At 74.6% G+C, this 15,845-nt stretch carries 12 protein-coding genes; 2 read left to right on the top strand and 10 right to left on the bottom strand.

Annotation, left to right across the window (positions count from 1 at the left end):
• Positions 1-6: 6 nt before the first annotated feature.
• The 8 genes from AB0G11_RS22450 to AB0G11_RS22415 all read right to left on the bottom strand — a co-directional run bounded on the left by AB0G11_RS22450 (position 7) and on the right by AB0G11_RS22415 (position 12,879).
• On the bottom strand, positions 7-444 hold the full coding sequence (locus AB0G11_RS22450) for a hypothetical protein (RefSeq protein ID WP_357587918.1): 438 nt from the start codon (positions 442-444) through the stop codon (positions 7-9).
• The gene (locus AB0G11_RS22445; RefSeq protein ID WP_357587916.1) at positions 441-3,071 is read right to left on the bottom strand and encodes a multicopper oxidase domain-containing protein; all 2,631 of its coding nucleotides are present in this window, start codon (positions 3,069-3,071) and stop codon (positions 441-443) included. The genes AB0G11_RS22450 and AB0G11_RS22445 overlap by 4 nt, the downstream gene beginning before the upstream one ends.
• Positions 3,068-4,537, bottom strand: a complete 1,470-nt coding sequence (locus AB0G11_RS22440; RefSeq protein ID WP_357587914.1) for a nitronate monooxygenase — start codon at positions 4,535-4,537, stop codon at positions 3,068-3,070. Before AB0G11_RS22440 ends, AB0G11_RS22445 begins: the two co-directional genes overlap by 4 nt.
• Positions 4,534-5,226: a respiratory nitrate reductase subunit gamma gene (gene narI / locus AB0G11_RS22435; RefSeq protein WP_357587912.1), complete on the bottom strand. Its 693-nt coding sequence runs from the start codon at positions 5,224-5,226 to the stop codon at positions 4,534-4,536. Before narI ends, AB0G11_RS22440 begins: the two co-directional genes overlap by 4 nt.
• Positions 5,223-5,885: a nitrate reductase molybdenum cofactor assembly chaperone gene (gene narJ / locus AB0G11_RS22430; protein ID WP_219510787.1), complete on the bottom strand. Its 663-nt coding sequence runs from the start codon at positions 5,883-5,885 to the stop codon at positions 5,223-5,225. Before narJ ends, narI begins: the two co-directional genes overlap by 4 nt.
• A complete protein-coding gene (narH, locus tag AB0G11_RS22425; RefSeq protein ID WP_357587910.1) occupies positions 5,882-7,432 on the bottom strand; it encodes a nitrate reductase subunit beta in 1,551 nt (516 codons plus the stop codon). The genes narJ and narH overlap by 4 nt, the downstream gene beginning before the upstream one ends.
• A complete protein-coding gene (locus tag AB0G11_RS22420; protein ID WP_357588036.1) occupies positions 7,432-11,049 on the bottom strand; it encodes a nitrate reductase subunit alpha in 3,618 nt (1,205 codons plus the stop codon). The genes narH and AB0G11_RS22420 overlap by 1 nt, the downstream gene beginning before the upstream one ends.
• 132 nt (positions 11,050-11,181) lie before the next feature.
• Entirely contained in the window at positions 11,182-12,879 is a 1,698-nt protein-coding gene (locus tag AB0G11_RS22415) for a GAF domain-containing protein (RefSeq protein ID WP_357587908.1), read from the bottom strand.
• Positions 12,880-12,969: 90 nt separating this feature from the next.
• Here AB0G11_RS22415 and AB0G11_RS22410 point away from each other — a divergent pair, with 90 nt between their 5' ends.
• Together AB0G11_RS22410 and AB0G11_RS22405 are read left to right on the top strand one after the other, a co-directional pair.
• Complete coding sequence (locus AB0G11_RS22410; protein ID WP_219510735.1) at positions 12,970-13,611, top strand: response regulator transcription factor; 642 nt, start codon at positions 12,970-12,972, stop codon at positions 13,609-13,611.
• A gap of 51 nt (positions 13,612-13,662) precedes the next feature.
• Positions 13,663-14,067, top strand: coding sequence for a pyridoxamine 5'-phosphate oxidase family protein (locus tag AB0G11_RS22405; protein ID WP_219510733.1), 405 nt, complete (start codon positions 13,663-13,665; stop codon positions 14,065-14,067).
• Here AB0G11_RS22405 and AB0G11_RS22400 read toward each other — a convergent pair.
• Positions 14,060-14,614 carry a GNAT family N-acetyltransferase gene (locus tag AB0G11_RS22400; protein WP_357587907.1) on the bottom strand — a complete coding sequence of 185 codons (555 nt, stop codon included), beginning with the start codon at positions 14,612-14,614 and terminating at the stop codon, positions 14,060-14,062. The two genes, AB0G11_RS22405 and AB0G11_RS22400, sit on opposite strands and share 8 nt — an antisense overlap.
• A 40-nt stretch (positions 14,615-14,654) precedes the next feature.
• Positions 14,655-15,824, bottom strand: a complete 1,170-nt coding sequence (locus AB0G11_RS22395) for an ROK family transcriptional regulator (RefSeq protein WP_357587905.1) — start codon at positions 15,822-15,824, stop codon at positions 14,655-14,657.
• Between the last annotated feature and the right edge of the window lie 21 nt (positions 15,825-15,845).

The following is a 15,845-nucleotide window of genomic DNA, read 5'->3' as shown; positions in this document are numbered from 1 at the left end:
ACCGGCTCAGGTCACGGGCAGGGCGGTGGCCAGCAGGATGACGCCGATCGACCCGATCAGCGACGAGATCGCCAGCGCCCGGGCCAGGGCGCGGCGGCCGGCGCCGCTGGCCCAGCCGTGCAGCGCGGCGGCCACCATGACCGCGCAGAAGAGCAGCAGCTTGGCCGCCAGGATCCGCCCGTAGCCGGGCTCGGCCAGCGAGTCCCAGGTGACGCCCTTGTGCCAGGCGATCGCCACACCCGTGGCGAGCTGCACGGGCAGGAACACCGCGGCGGTGATCACCCCGAACCGGCGGCCGACCGCGGTCAGCATCTGGGCCCGCAGCCGGTCGTCGAGCTGCCGCCGGGCCAGCGGCAGCACCACCAGCGAGACCGTGAGCTGCCCGCCGACCCACAGCGCCGCCGCCAGCACGTGCAGGAACCGCACCACCGCCCACCACGTCATCGGGCGCCCACCCGGAACAGGCCGTGCGCGCCCGCCTCGGCGTGCCGCATCGTGTGGTCGACCACCGGATACGTGCCCGGCTCGGGGAAGACCAGCTCGGCGAAGCCGCCCTGGGCGGGGGCCAGGTCCAGCACCTGGGCGCCGCCCGGATCGTCCGTGCGCACCTGATACGCCCCTTCCTTGTAGACCGTGTCGAACGGCGCCCCGACCACGTGCAGGGCCGTGCCCGAGCTGGGACCGGCGGCCACAACCCAGATCCGCACCCGCTCGCCGGCCCTGGCGGTCAGCGGCGCGTGGTCGTAGCCGGCGGCGGTGCCGTTGAACATCCAGCCGTCCGGCCGGCCCTCGCGGATCTTGGCCACCTGCGCGTCGCCGCCCGGCTCGCCGAGGTGGAGCTCGCTCTGTACCAGAAGGTACTCCCGGTCCACGGTGGGCAGGCCGGGAGGGTCGATGATCACCGCGCCGAACATGCCGTTGGCGATGTGCTGGCTCATCGGCATGGTGGAGCAGTGGTAGAGCCAGGCCCCGGCGAACCCGGCCCGGAAGCGGTACGTGAGCCGCTCCCCCGGCTCGATGGTGCGCATGACGCCGTCGGGCGCGTTGGCCCCGGCGTGGAAGTCGATGCCGTGGCCGGTGGTGCCGCCGTTGACGAACGTGACGGTGAAGACGTCGCCGACCTTGCCGCGCAGCACCGGGCCGGGCACGGTGCCGTCGAACGTCCACACCCGCTGCCGCACGCCGGGCGCGACCTCCCACACGACGGTGTCGTCCACGCGGATCTCGACGGCGTGCTCGGTGCCGCCCGGCGCGGGGTCGAGCGCCGCGTCGTACGGGCTCCAGCCCGGCGACATGGGGGCGGCCAGGTCGAGGCCGCCCGCCGTGGCGTGCCCGCCGTGCCCGGTGGCGGCCCCGGCGTCGGACCGGGCGTCGGCCTGGACGTCGGACCGGGCCTCGGACCGGGCCTCGGACCGGGCGTCCGAGGGGACGATGCGCATGGTCATGCCGGCGGCGCGGTGCCCGGCGACCGTGCACCAGCCGTCCACCGGCGCGGCGAGCGGGGCCAGCGTCAGCGTGGCGCGTTCCCCCGCTCCCAGCAGCGGGGTGCGCTCGCCGGTGGCCAGCCGCAGGTCGTGCCGCTGGGCGTCGGCGTTGGTGACGCGCAGGGTCAGCACGGTGCCTGCGGGGGCCTCGATCACGGCGGGCCGGACCTTCATGCCGGACAGCGTCACCTCCACGGTGCGGGCCCCGGTGGCGGTGACGGTCACCGGCGGGCCGCCCGTGCCGGTCATCGACACGACGACCGCGCCCGCCGTCAGCAGGCATCCGGCCGCCACCCCGGCCACCGCGGGCCACGCGGACGCGCGCCCGGCCCGCGTCCCGTCCGCGTCCGCCCCGGTGCGGGACCGGACCAGCGCGAGCACGGCCAGCAGCACGAACGCGGCGACGGCGGCCAGCACCAGCGTCCAGCCCAGCAGCCGCAGCGGCTCGGGCACCGGGAGCGCGAGCAGCGGCACGCCCAGGTTGAGCGCCGCCAGCCGCGCCTTCCAGCCGCGCTCCAGCAGGGCGGCGTTCTCCTTGAACCGGACCGGGCCGCCGCCGAGCACGGCGGGCAGCAGGTGCAGCAGCGAGCCGAGCAGCACCTGGGCGACGAACCCGGCGAGCACCAGCGGCAGCAGCGGCTCCAGCGCGGCGGCCACCTGCCCGGCCGGCCGGGTGGCCACGACGACCAGGTTCGCCGCCAGCGCCACCTCGAACCACACCACACCGGCCCCCAGCGTCCAGGCCGCCCCGGTGTGCGGGCGCCGGGCGCGTACCGCCGGGACGAGCGGGGCCAGCGCCGTCAGCGCCCCGGCCGCGTACAGGACCAGTCCCGCGGCGGCCGCCCACCGCCAGCCCGCCGCGAGCGCGCCGACGGCGGCGGCCAGACCCGGCGCGGCCAGCCACAGCCCGATCCGGGAGGCGCGGCGGGTGCCGTCCGGCATGCGGGTGCGCAGCACGGTCGGCCACAGCGTGAACAGCGTGCCCAGCACGGTCAGGCCCACCCAGCCGAGCACGTTCGCCTCGGCGTGCGCCGCCTGCAGCCGCTCGTGCGTCACACCGCCGCCGGGCTGGGCGGCCAGCAGCCCGCCCAGCGCGCCGCCGGCCGCCAGCGCCACGGCCGCGCTCACGTACCAGCCGATGACGTGCCCGAACCTGCCAGGCAGCGCCCGGCGCAGCAGCGTGACCAGCACGTACGCGTGCCACAGCACGACCGTCACCACCACGGCCGCCCCGGCGACGGCGGGCTGCCACGGGCCGGCGGCGACCCCGTACAGGATCGCCGCCGTCGCGGCGTTGAGCAGGGCCAGCCGCGCCAGGCTGCCGTGCCGGGCGGGCGCGCGGGCGCGCAGCAGCGCGACGGCGAAGTGCTCGCTCCAGATGAGGATCGCGGTCGAGACCGCGCCGAGCAGGAACACGTGGACGAGCAGCCAGCGCGGCGCGGGCAGCGCGTCGCCCGCGAGCGCCGTGGCGAGGGTCAGTCCGAGCCAGCCGACGACGATGGCGTTCGCCCGCAGGTGCCACGACGCGCGCGGACGCGCAGGGCCCGGCCGGAGGCGCACCCCGACGGGGATCTCCTGCCTGGTCACCGGGTCACCTCGCGCAGGATGCGGTCCACGACGTCGGCGGCCGAGTGGTCCTCGGGGAGCCCGGTGAGGAAGCCGGTGTCCTGGCCGAGCGTGAGCAGGGCGGGCTCGCGGTAGCCGTCGGCCCGGTGCTGGCCGAGGCCGACGGCGGCGAGCAGCGCGTTGCACAGGCACCGGCGGCCGTCGGCCTCCTCGGCGGGCCTGCCCTTGCGCACGTAGGCGTCGACCGGTTCGGCCGCGCAGCGGTAGCCGATCCCGCCGCCCGGTCGCACGTACGGGGTGCGCAGGTAGCCCAGGTCGCACAGGCGGGGCCGGTCGGCGTACACGGTGGCGTCCGACAGCGTGCCCGGCACGTCGGCGATCTTGAACGGGAAGCCGGTCGGCGAGGCGCGCGGGTCGTTGCGGACCTCCAGCGTGCCGTCGGCGGCCTGCCGCAGCAGCCGCCGCCGCAGCCCGGGGTCGAGGCCGGACTCGCGGCACAGCGCGAACGCGGAGCCGACCTGGATGCCGGCGGCCCCGGCCGCCCGCGCCCGCGCCAGGCCGCCGGGCGTGCCGTAGCCTCCGGCCAGCCAGAACGGCAGCCCGAGCGCCGCCATCTTGGCGGGGTCGGCCTCGTCGCGCGGCCCGTAGACGGGCTGGCCGTCGGCGTCGAGCCGCATCCGGCCGCGCGGCGGCGCGCTGTGGCCGCCGGCGACGGGCGTCTCCAGGACGAATCCGTCCGGCCGGGTGGCCGGGGTGCGCGCCAGGTAGAGGGCCAGGACGTGCGAGGACACGATGGCCAGCAGCCGGGGCCGGGCGAGCGGCCGGGTGAGGCCGAGGAGCGCGCCCGGGTCCAGCTCGGCGTGGTGACCGGTGCCGTCGCCGCCCGCCACGGTGACGGTGACGCGGGCGGGCCGGTGCGCGGCCAGGTCGTCGAGCAGCCTCGGGATCTCCGCCGGGATGCCGGCGCCCACGAGCACGTAGTCGACGCCGGCCAGCATCGCCCCGTAGACGGCGGCGGGCGTGGCCATCTGGATCTTCTCCAGGTAGTTGATCCCGACCGGGCCGTCATGGCCCTCCTTGGCGAGGAACACCTCGGCGAAGTTCGCGACCACGGCCAGCTCGTCGCGGGCGCGGCTGGGCCGCAGCCCGAGCCGGGGCACCGGCCGGTACGGCAGCCCGGGATCGGCCCCGCCGGGCACGAAGTAGCGGGCGAGCACCCGCTCGGCGACCTCGGGCGCCGGGAAGCGGGCCAGCGCCCGGCGCAGGTGCCCGCCGGGGTCGCCGCGCTGCAGCCGCCGCGCCAGGGTGGCGTCCAGCGCGGTGCCGGACACGACGCCGAGCTGCCCGGTGGCGGCCACGGCGCGGGCCAGCCGCCACCCGGACACCCCCACGCCCATGCCGCCCTGGATCAGGAGCGGGACCGCCGGGGCGGCGGCGCCGACGAGCGCGCCCGTGCCGCCGGGGGTGGCGAACCGGCGGCCGGTCACCGGGTGCTCCCGGGGCGCGCGGTGCGGCGGCGGTAGACGACGTAGGGCCGCCACAGGTAGGCGACCGGCGCCGACCACACGTGGACGAGCCGGGTGAACGGCCACATCGCCAGGAACACCCACGCCGACAGCGCGTGCAGCTGGAAGATCAGCGGCACGCCCGTCATCAGCGACGGGTCGGGGCGCAGGGTCAGCACGCCGCGGAACCAGACGGCGATCGTCGCCCGGTAGTCGTAGCCGCCGCCGATCAGGTTCTCGCCCACGGTCCCGGCCATGCCGAGCAGGATCACCACCGCCATGACGGCGAACAGCGCCTTGTCCGTGCGGGTGGTGGTGCGGCGGACGCGCGGGCTGGTGAGGCGGCGGGCCAGCAGCAGCGCCAGCCCGGCCACCACCATCACCCCGGCGACGGTCCCGGCGGTCACCGACACCAGGTGGTAGGCGTGCTCGGACACGCCGACGGCCTCGGTCCAGCTCTTGGGCACCAGCAGGCCCAGGGCGTGCCCGCCGATCGCGGCGAGCACGCCGAGGTGGAACAGCGGCGAGCCGAGCCGCAGCAGCCGGCTCTCCAGCACCTGGGTGGTGCGGGTGGTCCAGCCGAACTGGTCGACGCGCCAGCGCCACACGTGCCCGACGACGAAGACCGTCAGGGCGATGTACGGGACGACGACCCACAGGGCGACGCTCATGGCCGCGCCTCCATTTCGTTCACGGCCGGCCCGAACGGCGCGAGCCCGACCTCCTCGGCGGGCGGCCCGGCGAGCGCGAGGTCGGCGACGGCGGCCTGCTCGGCCGCCGACAGTCCGGGCAGCTCCGCGCAGAGCGCGTCGAGGACGAGCGCGTACGGGGAGCCGCTGTCGTGCAGGGCGGTGCGGATGAGCTCCAGGCCCTTGCGGTGCTGGCGCAGCGGCGCCTCGCCGGCGGCGGGCCCGGCCAGGGCGGCGAACTCGCACACCACGGGCAGGAAGTCGGGCAGCTCGCCGTCGGGCGGGGTGAGCCCGGCCACCCGGTAGCGCTGCTTCAGCGTGAGCAGGGCCATGCCGCGGCGGCGGGTGTCGCCGTGCAGGTAGTAGGTGAGGTAGAGGCTGGAGCGGCGGCGCAGGTCGAACGTCTCGACGTAGGCGCGGGCCAGCGGCATCGGCTCGGCGTCGGCGAACCAGCGCAGGAACCGCTCCAGCGCGTCGCGGGCGGGCGAGGCGGGCAGCGTCGCGGCGGCGCGGCCGAGCCCGGGGCGGGCGGCGAGCAGCCCGGCGTCGGGATACTGCAGCAGCAGGGAGACCAGCCGGAACAGGGTCGCCCGCCCGGGCGCGTCCTCGGCGCGCGGGGTGCGTCTGGTCAGGAGCTTCACGGCGTGCCTCCCTTGCCCACGAAGAGCTTCAGGCCCGTCCGGCCGTCGGTGCGGCGGCCGGTGAGCGCGGCGGGGTGGAACTCGCTCATGCCGGGCCCGCCGTCGCCGTCCAGGCTGCATCCGCCGGCCTGGGCGGACAGCGCGGCGGCGTCCTCGCGGTGCGCGGCGGGCACGACGTAGCGCTCCTCGTACTTGGCGATGGCCAGCAGCCGGTACATCTCCTCCAGGTCGGCCGCCGGCATGCCGACGGACTCCAGCAGGTCGCCGGAGACGGCGCCGTCGAGGGTCCGGGCCCGCATGTGGGCGCGCATCGCCGACAGCTTCATCAGCACCCCGGCCACCACCTCGGTGTCGCCGGCGGAGAACAGGCTCGCCAGGTAGTCCAGCGGGATGCGCAGGTCGGTGATGGCGTGGAAGACGTTGTCGGGGTCGTCGGCGTCGGCGCCCGCCCCGGTGACCGCGTCGAGCACCGGCGACAGCGGCGGGATGTACCAGACCATGGGCAGCGTCCGGTACTCCGGGTGCAGCGGCAGCGCCACCCGGTAGCGCATGGCCAGCCGGTAGATCGGCGACCGCCGCGCCGCCTCGATCCAGTCGTCGCTGATGCCGGAGGCGCGGGCGGCCTCGGCCACGGCGGGGTCGTCCGGGTCCAGGAACACCTTCCGCTGCGCCTCCAGCAGGTCGCGCGGGTCGGCGACCCGGGCCGCGTCCAGGACCGCGTCGGCGTCGTACAGGATGAGGCCGATGTAGCGAAGCCGGCCCACGCACGTCTCGGCGCACACGGTCGGCTGCCCGGCCTCGATCCTCGGGAAGCAGAACGTGCACTTCTCGGCCTTGCCGGTCCGGTGGTTGACGTACACCTTCTTGTACGGGCACGACGAGACGCACATGCGCCAGCCTCGGCAGCGGTCCTGGTCGACCAGGACGATGCCGTCCTCCTCGCGCTTGTACATGGCGCCCGACGGGCAGGCGGCGACGCAGGCCGGGTTGAGGCAGTGCTCGCAGATGCGCGGCAGGTGAAACATGAACGTCCGGTCGAACTCCAGGCGCACCTTCTCCGCCATCGCGGCCAGGTTGGGGTCGCCGTGGGCGTGCTCGGGGGCGCCGCCGAGGTCGTCCTCCCAGTTCGCGCCCCAGGTGATGGCCATGTCGTCGCCGGTGATGGCCGACTTGGGGCGGATGACCGGGGTGTGCGGGCCGGCGGGCGCGTTGATCAGCGTGTCGTAGTCGTAGGTCGCCGGCTCGTAGTAGTCGTCGAGCTGCGGCAGGTCGGGGTTGGCAAACAGGTTGAGCAGCCGCCTGGCCCGGCCGCCGGCCCGGAGCTTGAGCCGGCCGCGCCGGTCGAGCTGCCAGCCGCCGCGCCAGCGTTCCTGGTCCTCGTAGCGCTTGGGGTAGCCGACGCCGGGCTTGGTCTCGACGTTGTTGAACCACACGTACTCGACGCCGTCCCGGTTGGTCCAGGTCTGCTTGCAGGTGACCGAGCAGGTGTGGCAGCCGATGCACTTGTCCAGGTTCATCACCATGGCGACCTGGGCGAGCACGCGCATCAGTACGTCACCTTCTGGCCGCGCCGGCGGATCACCGTGATCTCGTCACGCTGGTTGCCGGTCGGGCCGTAGTAGTTGAAGCCGTAGGTGAACTGGGCGTAGCCGCCGATGAGGTGGCTGGGCTTGAGCAGCAGGCGGGTGAGCGAGTTGTGCACGCCGCCGCGCCTGCCGGACTTCTCCGTCAGCGGCACGTTCACGTTGCGGTCCTTGGCGTGGTACATGTACACGGTCCCAGCCGGCATCCGGTGCGAGACGACCGCGCGGGCGACCACGACGCCGTTGCGGTTGTACGCCTCGATCCAGTCGTTGTCGGCGACCCCGATCTTCGCCGCGTCGGCGTCGCTCATCCAGATCGTCGGCCCGCCGCGTGACAGCGCCAGCATGTAGGCGTTGTCCTGGTACTCGGAGTGGATCGACCACTTGGAGTGCGGGGTCAGATAGCGGACCGTGACCTCGGCCGCGTCCCCGTCGCCCTGCTCGCCGAAGTGGCGGCGCATGTTGAGCGGCGGCCGGTAGGCGGGAAGCTGCTCGCCCAGCTCGGCGATCCACTCGTGGTCGAGGAAGAAGTGCTGGCGGCCGGTCAGCGTGTGCCACGGTTTGTCGCGTTCGACGTTGATGACGAAGGCGGAGTAGCGGCGCCCGCCGGTCTCCGAGCCCGACCACTCGGGTGAGGTGATGACGGGCTGCGGCCGGGTCCGGGTGTCGGCGAACGTGATCCGCTTGCCCTCGTGCTCGGCGGCCAGGTCGGCCAGCCGGGTGCCGGTGCGCCGTTCCAGCGTCTCGAAGCCCTGCGTGGCCAGCCTGCCGTTGGTGGTGCCGGACAGCGCCAGGATCGCCTCGCACATCCGGTCGGCGCTCTCCAGGGAGATCCGGCCGCCGGGGGTGAGGCCGTTCTTGGCGCGCAGGTGGTCGAGCTCGGGGCCGACCTCGTACGTGACGGCCTTGGTCGTCAGGCCCAGCTCCTCGAAGAGCGGGCCGACGGCGCGCATCCGCTCGCCGACGGCGGCGTAGTCGCGCTCGATCGTCACGATCTTCGGCATGGTCCGGCCGGGGACGGGCTCGCACTCGCCGTGCTTCCAGTCGAGGACCCGGCCGCCGGGCTGGGCCAGCTCGTCCGGGGTGTCGTGGGCGAGCGGCACGGCCAGCACGTCGGTGCGCCGCCCGAGGTGGGCGGCGGCCAGCTCGGAGAAGCGGTCGGCCAGCGTGAGGAAGGCGTCGTAGTCGCTGCGGGCCTGCCACGGCGGCGCGATGGCCGGGTTGAACGCGTGCACGAACGGGTGCATGTCGGTTGAGGACAGGTCGTGCTTCTCGTACCAGGTCGCGGCGGGCAGCACCACGTCGGCGAACAGCGCCGTGGACGTCATCCGGAAGTCGATCGTGGTCAGCAGGTCGAGCTTGCCCTCGGCGGCCTCCTCGCGCCAGGTCACCTCGGCGGGCCGCAGCCCCTCCTCGTTGCGGGTCTCGGCGTCGGCGCCGAGCAGGTGGCGCAGGAAGTACTCGTTGCCCTTGCCCGAGGAGCCGAGCAGGTTGGCCCGCCACACGGTCAGCACGCGCGGGAAGTTGGCCGGGTCGCCGGGGTCCTCGGCGGCGAAGCGCAGCCGCCCGGACTTCAGCTCGGCCACGACGTGCTCGGCCGCCGGGACGCCCTTGGCGGCGGCCTCGTCGGCGAGGGTGAGCGGGTTGCGGTCGAACGTCGGGTGCGAGGGCAGCCAGCCGAGCCGCGCGGCCTGGGCGTTGCAGTCGGCGAACGACCTGCCCGCGAACCTGCCGGGGCCGAGCGGGCTGGCGAGCTCGTCCGCGCCGATCCGCTCGTAGCGCCACTGGTCGGTGGCCAGGTACCAGAACGCGGTGCCGGCCATGTGCCGGGTCGGCCGCTGCCAGTCGAAGGCGAACGCCAGGTGCTGGAAGCCGGTCACCGGCCGGACCTTCTCCTGGCCGACGTAGTGCGCCCAGCCGCCGCCGTTGACGCCCTGGCAGCCGGTCAGCAGCACCAGCGTGAGGAAGGAGCGGTAGATCTGGTCGGAGTGGAACCAGTGGTTGGTGCCCGCCCCCATTGCGATCATCGACCGGCCGCGGGTGCGCTCGGCGTTGCGGGCGAACTCCCGCGCGATCCGGGTGATCGTCGCCGCGGGCACGGAGGTGATCTCCTCCGCCCAGGCGGGCGTGTACGGCTGGGCGGCGTCGTCGTACGACGCCGGCCACTCGCCCGGCAGGTCGCGGGCCACCCCGTACTGGGCCATGAGCAGGTCGAACACGGTGGTGACGAGCCTGCCGCCGACCTCGGTGGCCGGGACGCCGCGCCGCATCGCGGCGCCGCCCTCGGTGTCGCCGGTGTCGAAGCGCGGCAGGTCGACGGCGACCGCGTCCGGCGCGCCGAGCAGCGTCAGCTTCGGCGTGACGCCGTCCAGGCCGAGGTTCCAGCGGCCCTCGCCCTCCTGCCCCCAGCGGAAGCCGAGCGAGCCGTTCGGCACGACCGGGCGGCCGGTCGGCTCGTCCAGCAGGACGGTCTTGAACCGCGCGTTCTCGCTCTCCTCGCCGAGGTCGGCGGCGGTCAGGAACCCCCCGGGCACGTACGCGTCCCCGCGCGGCTCCAGCGTCACCAGGAACGGCAGATCGGTGTATTTCCTGACGTAGTCGGTGAAGTACGGGACCGTGCGGTCGCGGAAGAACTCCGTCAGCGTCACGTGCCCCATCGCCATGGCCAGCGCCCCGTCCGTGCCCGGGTGCGGGGCCAGCCAGTCGTCGGCGAACTTGACGTTGTCGGCGTAGTCGGGGCTGACCGCGACGACCTTGGTGCCCTGATAACGCGCCTCGGTCATGAAGTGGGCGTCGGGCGTGCGGGTGACCGGGATGTTGGAGCCCCACATGATCAGGTAGCGGGAGTTCCACCAGTCCGCCGCCTCCGGCACGTCCGTCTGGTCGCCCCACACCTGCGGGGAGGCGATCGGCAGGTCGGCGTACCAGTCGTAGAAGGACAGCAGCGTGCCGCCGATCATCGACAGGAACCGGGTGCCCGCGGCGAACGAGGCCATCGACATCGCCGGGATCGGGGAGAACCCCACCACCCGGTCCGGCCCGTACTCCTTGATCGTGTGGACGTGCGCGGCGGCCATCAGCTCGACGGCCTCGTCCCAGCTCGCCCGGACCATGCCGCCCTTGCCGCGCGCCCGCTTGTAGGCCCGCGCCCGCTCCGGGTCGCCGGTCAGCTCCGCCCACGCCAGCACCGGGTCACCCAGCCGGGCACGGGCCTCGCGCCACATCTCCAGCAGCACCCCGCGCACGTACGGGTAGCGCACCCGCGACGGCGAGTAGGTGTACCAGGAGAAGGACGCGCCACGGGGGCAGCCGCGCGGCTCGTACTCGGGCGACTCCGGCCCCACCGACGGGTAGTCGGTCGCCTGGTGCTCCCACGTGATCAGGCCGTCCTTGACGAACACCTGCCAGGAGCACGAGCCGGTGCAGTTCACGCCGTGGGTCGAGCGCACCACCTTGTCGTGCGACCACCGGTCCCGGTAGAAGCGGTCCCAGGCGCTCGGGTCCACCTGGTGCAGGGTGCGGCCGTCCGCCGACACCTCCGACCTGGTGAAGAAGGCGCGGGCGGCGAGCAGCGGCCCCATGCCGGGGATGGCGTCGATATCAGTCACAGGTCTTCCTCACCGTCGGATGAGTTCAGCCTCGTGCTGTCGGCGCCTGTCCCGGCAGGGACCAAAGTCCCTAGGTGCGGGCCCGATGGGCCCACGCGGACCGCGTCAGAGGGGCACGTGCCAGAGCAGCCGCGTGCCGCCGCCCTCGGGCGACTCCACGTCCGCCTCGCCGCCCAGCAGCGCCGCCCGTTCGCCGATGTTGCGCAGGCCGCTGTGCCGGGCCCGCTCCCCCACGCCGACGCCGTCGTCGCTCACCACGAGCGTGAGCGCCGAGCCGGCGACCTCGACCAGCACGTCCGCGCGGGTGGCCCGGGAGTGGCGCACCACGTTCGACAGCGCCTCGCGCAGCACCGCCAGCAGGTGCTCGGCGACCGCGTCGGGGACGAGCGTGTCCAACTGGCCCTCCATCCGGAGGCCCGGCATGAAGCCGAGATGCCCGCCCGCGCCCTCGACCAGGTCGACGATCTGCCCGCGCAGGCTCGGCGCCGCCTCCTCGCGCGGTCCCTGGAGGGCGAAGATGGACGAGCGGATCTGCCGGATGGTCTCGTCCAGCTCGTCGATGGCGTGCTGCAGCCGCTTGCCCGCCTCCGGCCGCTCGACCAGCCGAACCGTGCTCATCAACGTCATGGCGGTCGCGAACAGCCGCTGGATGACCAGGTCGTGCAGGTCCTTGGCGATCCGGTCACGGTCCTCCAGCAGGCCGAGCCGTTCGGCGTCGCGGCGGGCTTTGGCCAGCTCCAGCGCGATCGCCGCCTGCCCGGCGAACGACTGCAGCATCTGCCGGTCGGCGTCGCTGAACGGCAGCCGCCCGCTCCGCTTGGCCAGCGTGAGCACGCCGTGCACCTTCGGCGCGGTGCCCAGCGGCACCATGAGGCCGGGCCCGAGGCCGAGCCGCCGCAACGGCGAGCCGGTGCCGGGCGCGCCGTGCAGGTCCTGGTCGGTCATCGGCTCGCCCCGGGTGAACACCTCGCCCACGGACGTGCCCGGCACCGGGAAGGCGGTGCCCCGCACGTCGGCCGCGCCCTCCCCCTCGGCGACCGCCACGCTCAGCGACTCGCCCGACGGCTCCGGCAGCAGCACCTCGACCAGGTCGGCGTCGCACATCTCGCGGGCCCGCGCCGCCACCGTGGTGAGCACCTGCCGGGGCTCGGCGCCGGACAGCAGGCTCGTGGTCACCTCGGCCGACGCCTGCAGCCAGGTCTCGCGCCGCCGCGACTCCTCGTACAGCCGGGCGTTCTCCACCGCGACGCCCGCCGCCGTGGCCAGCGCGATCACGACGGCCTCGTCCTCCTCGTCGAACTCGCCGCCGCCGCGCTTCTCCGTCAGGTAGAGGTTGCCGAACACCTCGTCGCGCACCCGGATCGGCACCCCGAGGAAGGTGCCCATCGGCGGATGGCCGGGCGGGAACCCGTACGACTCGGGATGGTCGGAGATACGCCCCAGCCGGACCGGCCGCGCGTCCTTGATCAGCAGCCCGAGCAGGCCGAGCCCGTGCGGCCAGTGCTCGATCCTGGCGATCTCCTCCTCGCTCAGCCCGACCGGGATGAACTGCACCAGCGTGCTGTCGTCGCCGACCACGCCCAGCGCCCCGTAAGCGGCGTCCACCAGCTTGGTGGCGGTCTCCACGATCCGCCGCAGCACCGTCTCCAGGTCCAGGTCGCTGCCCACGGACACCACGGCCTCGAGCAGCGCGTGCACCCGGTCCCGGGTGGCCAGCACGGCGTTCAGCCGGGTCTGCAGCTCGGCCAGCAACTCGTCCAGCCGCATCTGGGGCAGCAACGGGCTGTGCTCACTTTCGGACATACCGCTCAGTGTCGCACCGGCACCCGGCGATGCCGCGTTCAGGACCTTGGTCCCTTTTGCGGGAAAGCCGAGTGCGGATAGCGTCAAGGCATGATTCGCGTGTTCCTTGTCGACGACCATGAAGTGGTACGGCGCGGAGTCGCCGCCCTGCTCGACGGCGAGGACGACATCGAGGTGATCGGCGAGGCCGGCACGGCGGGGTCGGCCGTGGCCCGCATCCCGGCGCTCAAGCCCGACGTGGCGGTGCTCGACGTGCGGCTGCCCGACGGCAGCGGCGTGGACGTCTGCCGCGAGGTCCGCTCCAAGCTCCCCGGGCTGGCCTGCCTGATGCTGACCTCGTTCGCCGACGACGACGCCCTGTTCGACGCCGTCATGGCCGGGGCCGCCGGCTACGTGCTCAAGCAGATCCACGGCTCCGACCTGGTCGGCGCGGTGCGCACCGTCGCCTCCGGGCAGTCGCTGCTGGACCCGCAGACCACCGCCGCCATGCTCCAGCGGCTGCGTGACCAGGCCGCCCGGCGTGACCCACTGGCCGCGCTGACCGAGCAGGAACGGCACATCCTCGAACTGATCGGCGAGGGCCTGACGAACCGGCAGATCGGCGAGCGCCTGTTCCTGGCGGAGAAGACGGTCAAGAACTACGTGTCGAACCTGCTGGCCAAGCTGAACATGCAGCGCCGCACCCAGGCCGCCGTGCTGGCCGCCCGGCTGCGGGCTGATCGGCGGGATTGACGGGACTTTCGCCCCTGCCGGACGCCCGGCCGCACCGGCCAGGCTGGGGGCATGCGACTCGACTCATCCGGCCTGCGGGTGCTCTCCCGCGCCGAATGCCTGCGCCTGCTGGGCTCCGCCCCGATCGGGCGGATCGTCTTCACCGACCGGGCGCTGCCGGCCGTGCAGCCGGTCACGTTCTGCCTGGACGGCGAGCGCATCGTGATCCGCACCGGGCCGGGCTCCAAGCTCGCGGCGGCCACCCGGCACTCGGTGGTCGCCTTCGAGGCCGACGCCTTCGACCCGGACCTGCGGACCGGCTGGTCGGTGACCGCGGTGGGGCACGCTCGCGCCGCCCGCGACGCGTCGGAGGTGGCGCACCTGGCCAGGCTGCCGCTGACGCCGTGGGCGCCGGGCGAGCGCGACCACTTCATCCTGGTCAGGGCCGAGCAGATCTCCGGCCGGGCGATCAGGTGACCGCAGGCTCGCCCGGGTTCGCGCGCGGCACCCGCATGGCCAGCACCTGTCCCGGCCACGCCTCGTACCGGAAGGGCTCGGCAGGCGTGAAGCCGTTGCGCACGTAGTAGCCCACCAGCTGACCGCCGCCGCCCGCCCAGCAGTCGACGCGCAGCAGCTCCGCCCCGGCCCGCCGGGTCTCCTCGACGGCGAGGGCCAGCAGGGTCGCGCCGATGCCCCGGCCCGCGCGCCGCCGGTCGGAGACGAGCAGCCGGACGTACAGCTCGGGCTCGCCGGCCGGGGCGATGGGCATCTCGGCGCTCGGCCCGGAGTCCAGCACCATCGCGCCGACGGGCTCGCCGCCGAGCTCGGCGATGTGGGGAGCGCCGCCGGCCATGAGCTGCTCGATCCGCGCCGCCCCGCCGGGCCGCTGGGAGTAGGGCTGGGTGCCCCACTGCTCGGTGTTGCCGCGCGCGTTCATCCAGATCACGGCCGCGTCCATCATGGCGAGCACGGCCGGGGTGTCGGCGGGCCCGCCCGGCCGGATCCTCAGGGTGTCGTCGTTCACGGCGGCAGTCTAGTGAGCGGATATACGGTGGAGTGCGTCATTATTGGACGGGTGACGCGGCGGGCAGCGGGCCGCCGCGCTCGGGGCCGAACAGCATCGCGGACAGGTGCTCGACGCCCTGGCACACCGCGCCCACGGCCACGCACTCGTCGCCGAGCACGGAGGCCCGCACCTGCGGGGTGCGCAGGCACATGGTCTCCAGCTCGCCTCTCAGCGGCTCCAGCAGCACGTCGGCCGAGCGGGAGAAGCCGCCGCCGAGCACCACCAGCTCGGGGTCGACGGTGAGAGCCATCGCGGCGGTGGCCAGCGCGAGCACCTTGACGTACCGCAGCACGGCGCCGCGCGCCGCGGCGTCACCGCCCCGGGCGGCCTCGAACACCGCCGCCGCGACCGCGTCGGGCGGCGTGCCCGGCTCCACGGCGGGGAAGGCGTGCAGCAGGTCGCCCACGTGGCCGAGGTTGAACAGCGGGTGCAGGCCGATCTCCCCCGCCGCGCCGCCGGCGCCGCGCAGCGGGACCCCGTCGAGCACGATCGCGGCCCCGGCCCGGCGGCCGATGTGCAGGAACACCAGGTTCCCCGCGTCGCGGGCGACGCCCCTGCGGCACTCGGCCAGGGCGGCGAGCCGGCTGTCGTTGTCGACCAGGACCGGGCAGCGCAGCCGCGCGCCCAGGTGCTCGGCCAGCGGCACGCCCGGCCAGTCGCGGATGGCCCGCGACGCGACGACGCGTCCCTCCAGGTCGACGTGGCCCGTGCTGCCCGCGACCGCGATCCGGACGTCGGAGGCGGCGGTGCCCGAGCCGGCCAGGCAGGCGTCGACGACGCGGTCCACGGCGGCCAGCCGCTCGGCGCGCGGCTGCTCGGGGGTGACCGATTCGCGCGTGGTGTGCAGGACGGCGCCGTCGAGGTCGCCCACGACCGCGAGCACCTTGTGCGCCCCGATGTCGAGCCCGAGCACCCGGCCCGCCTCCGCGCGGAAGCGGTAGCGGCGCGCGGGCCTGCCCTTCTCCCCGCCGCTGGGGTCCAGCTCGGCGACCCAGCCCAGCCCCGTCAGGTCGTCGACCGCCGCCTTGACGGTGGCTCTGGCCAGGTCGGCGCGCTCGGCGAGCTGGGTCAGCGTCAGCGGCCCGGCGGAGCGCAAGGCGGAGAGCGCGGCGAGCGCGTTGTGGCGCCGCAGCCGCTGGAGGTCGCCGCCGGTCACCGGGAGCGTCACTGATCACCCTTCTTGACGGAC

This window comes from Nonomuraea sp. NPDC023979, assembly GCF_040639085.1.
Lineage (GTDB): Bacteria > Actinomycetota > Actinomycetes > Streptosporangiales > Streptosporangiaceae > Nonomuraea > Nonomuraea ceibae.
This window is presented reverse-complemented; position numbering and strand designations above follow the sequence as displayed.

Bases quoted from the DNA above. Each gene is read 5' to 3' on its own strand.
- narI (WP_357587912.1), bottom strand. From the start codon at position 5,226: ATGAGCGTCGCCCTGTGGGTCGTCGTCCCGTACATCGCCCTGACGGTC.
- narH (WP_357587910.1), bottom strand. From the start codon at position 7,432: ATGCGCGTGCTCGCCCAGGTCGCCATGGTGATGAACCTGGACAAGTGC.
- AB0G11_RS22405 (WP_219510733.1), top strand. From the start codon at position 13,663: ATGCGACTCGACTCATCCGGCCTGCGGGTGCTCTCCCGCGCCGAATGC.
- AB0G11_RS22450 (WP_357587918.1), bottom strand. From the start codon at position 444: ATGACGTGGTGGGCGGTGGTGCGGTTCCTGCACGTGCTGGCGGCGGCG.
- AB0G11_RS22415 (WP_357587908.1), bottom strand. From the start codon at position 12,879: ATGTCCGAAAGTGAGCACAGCCCGTTGCTGCCCCAGATGCGGCTGGAC.
- AB0G11_RS22420 (WP_357588036.1), bottom strand. From the start codon at position 11,049: ATGGGGCCGCTGCTCGCCGCCCGCGCCTTCTTCACCAGGTCGGAGGTG.
- AB0G11_RS22410 (WP_219510735.1), top strand. From the start codon at position 12,970: ATGATTCGCGTGTTCCTTGTCGACGACCATGAAGTGGTACGGCGCGGA.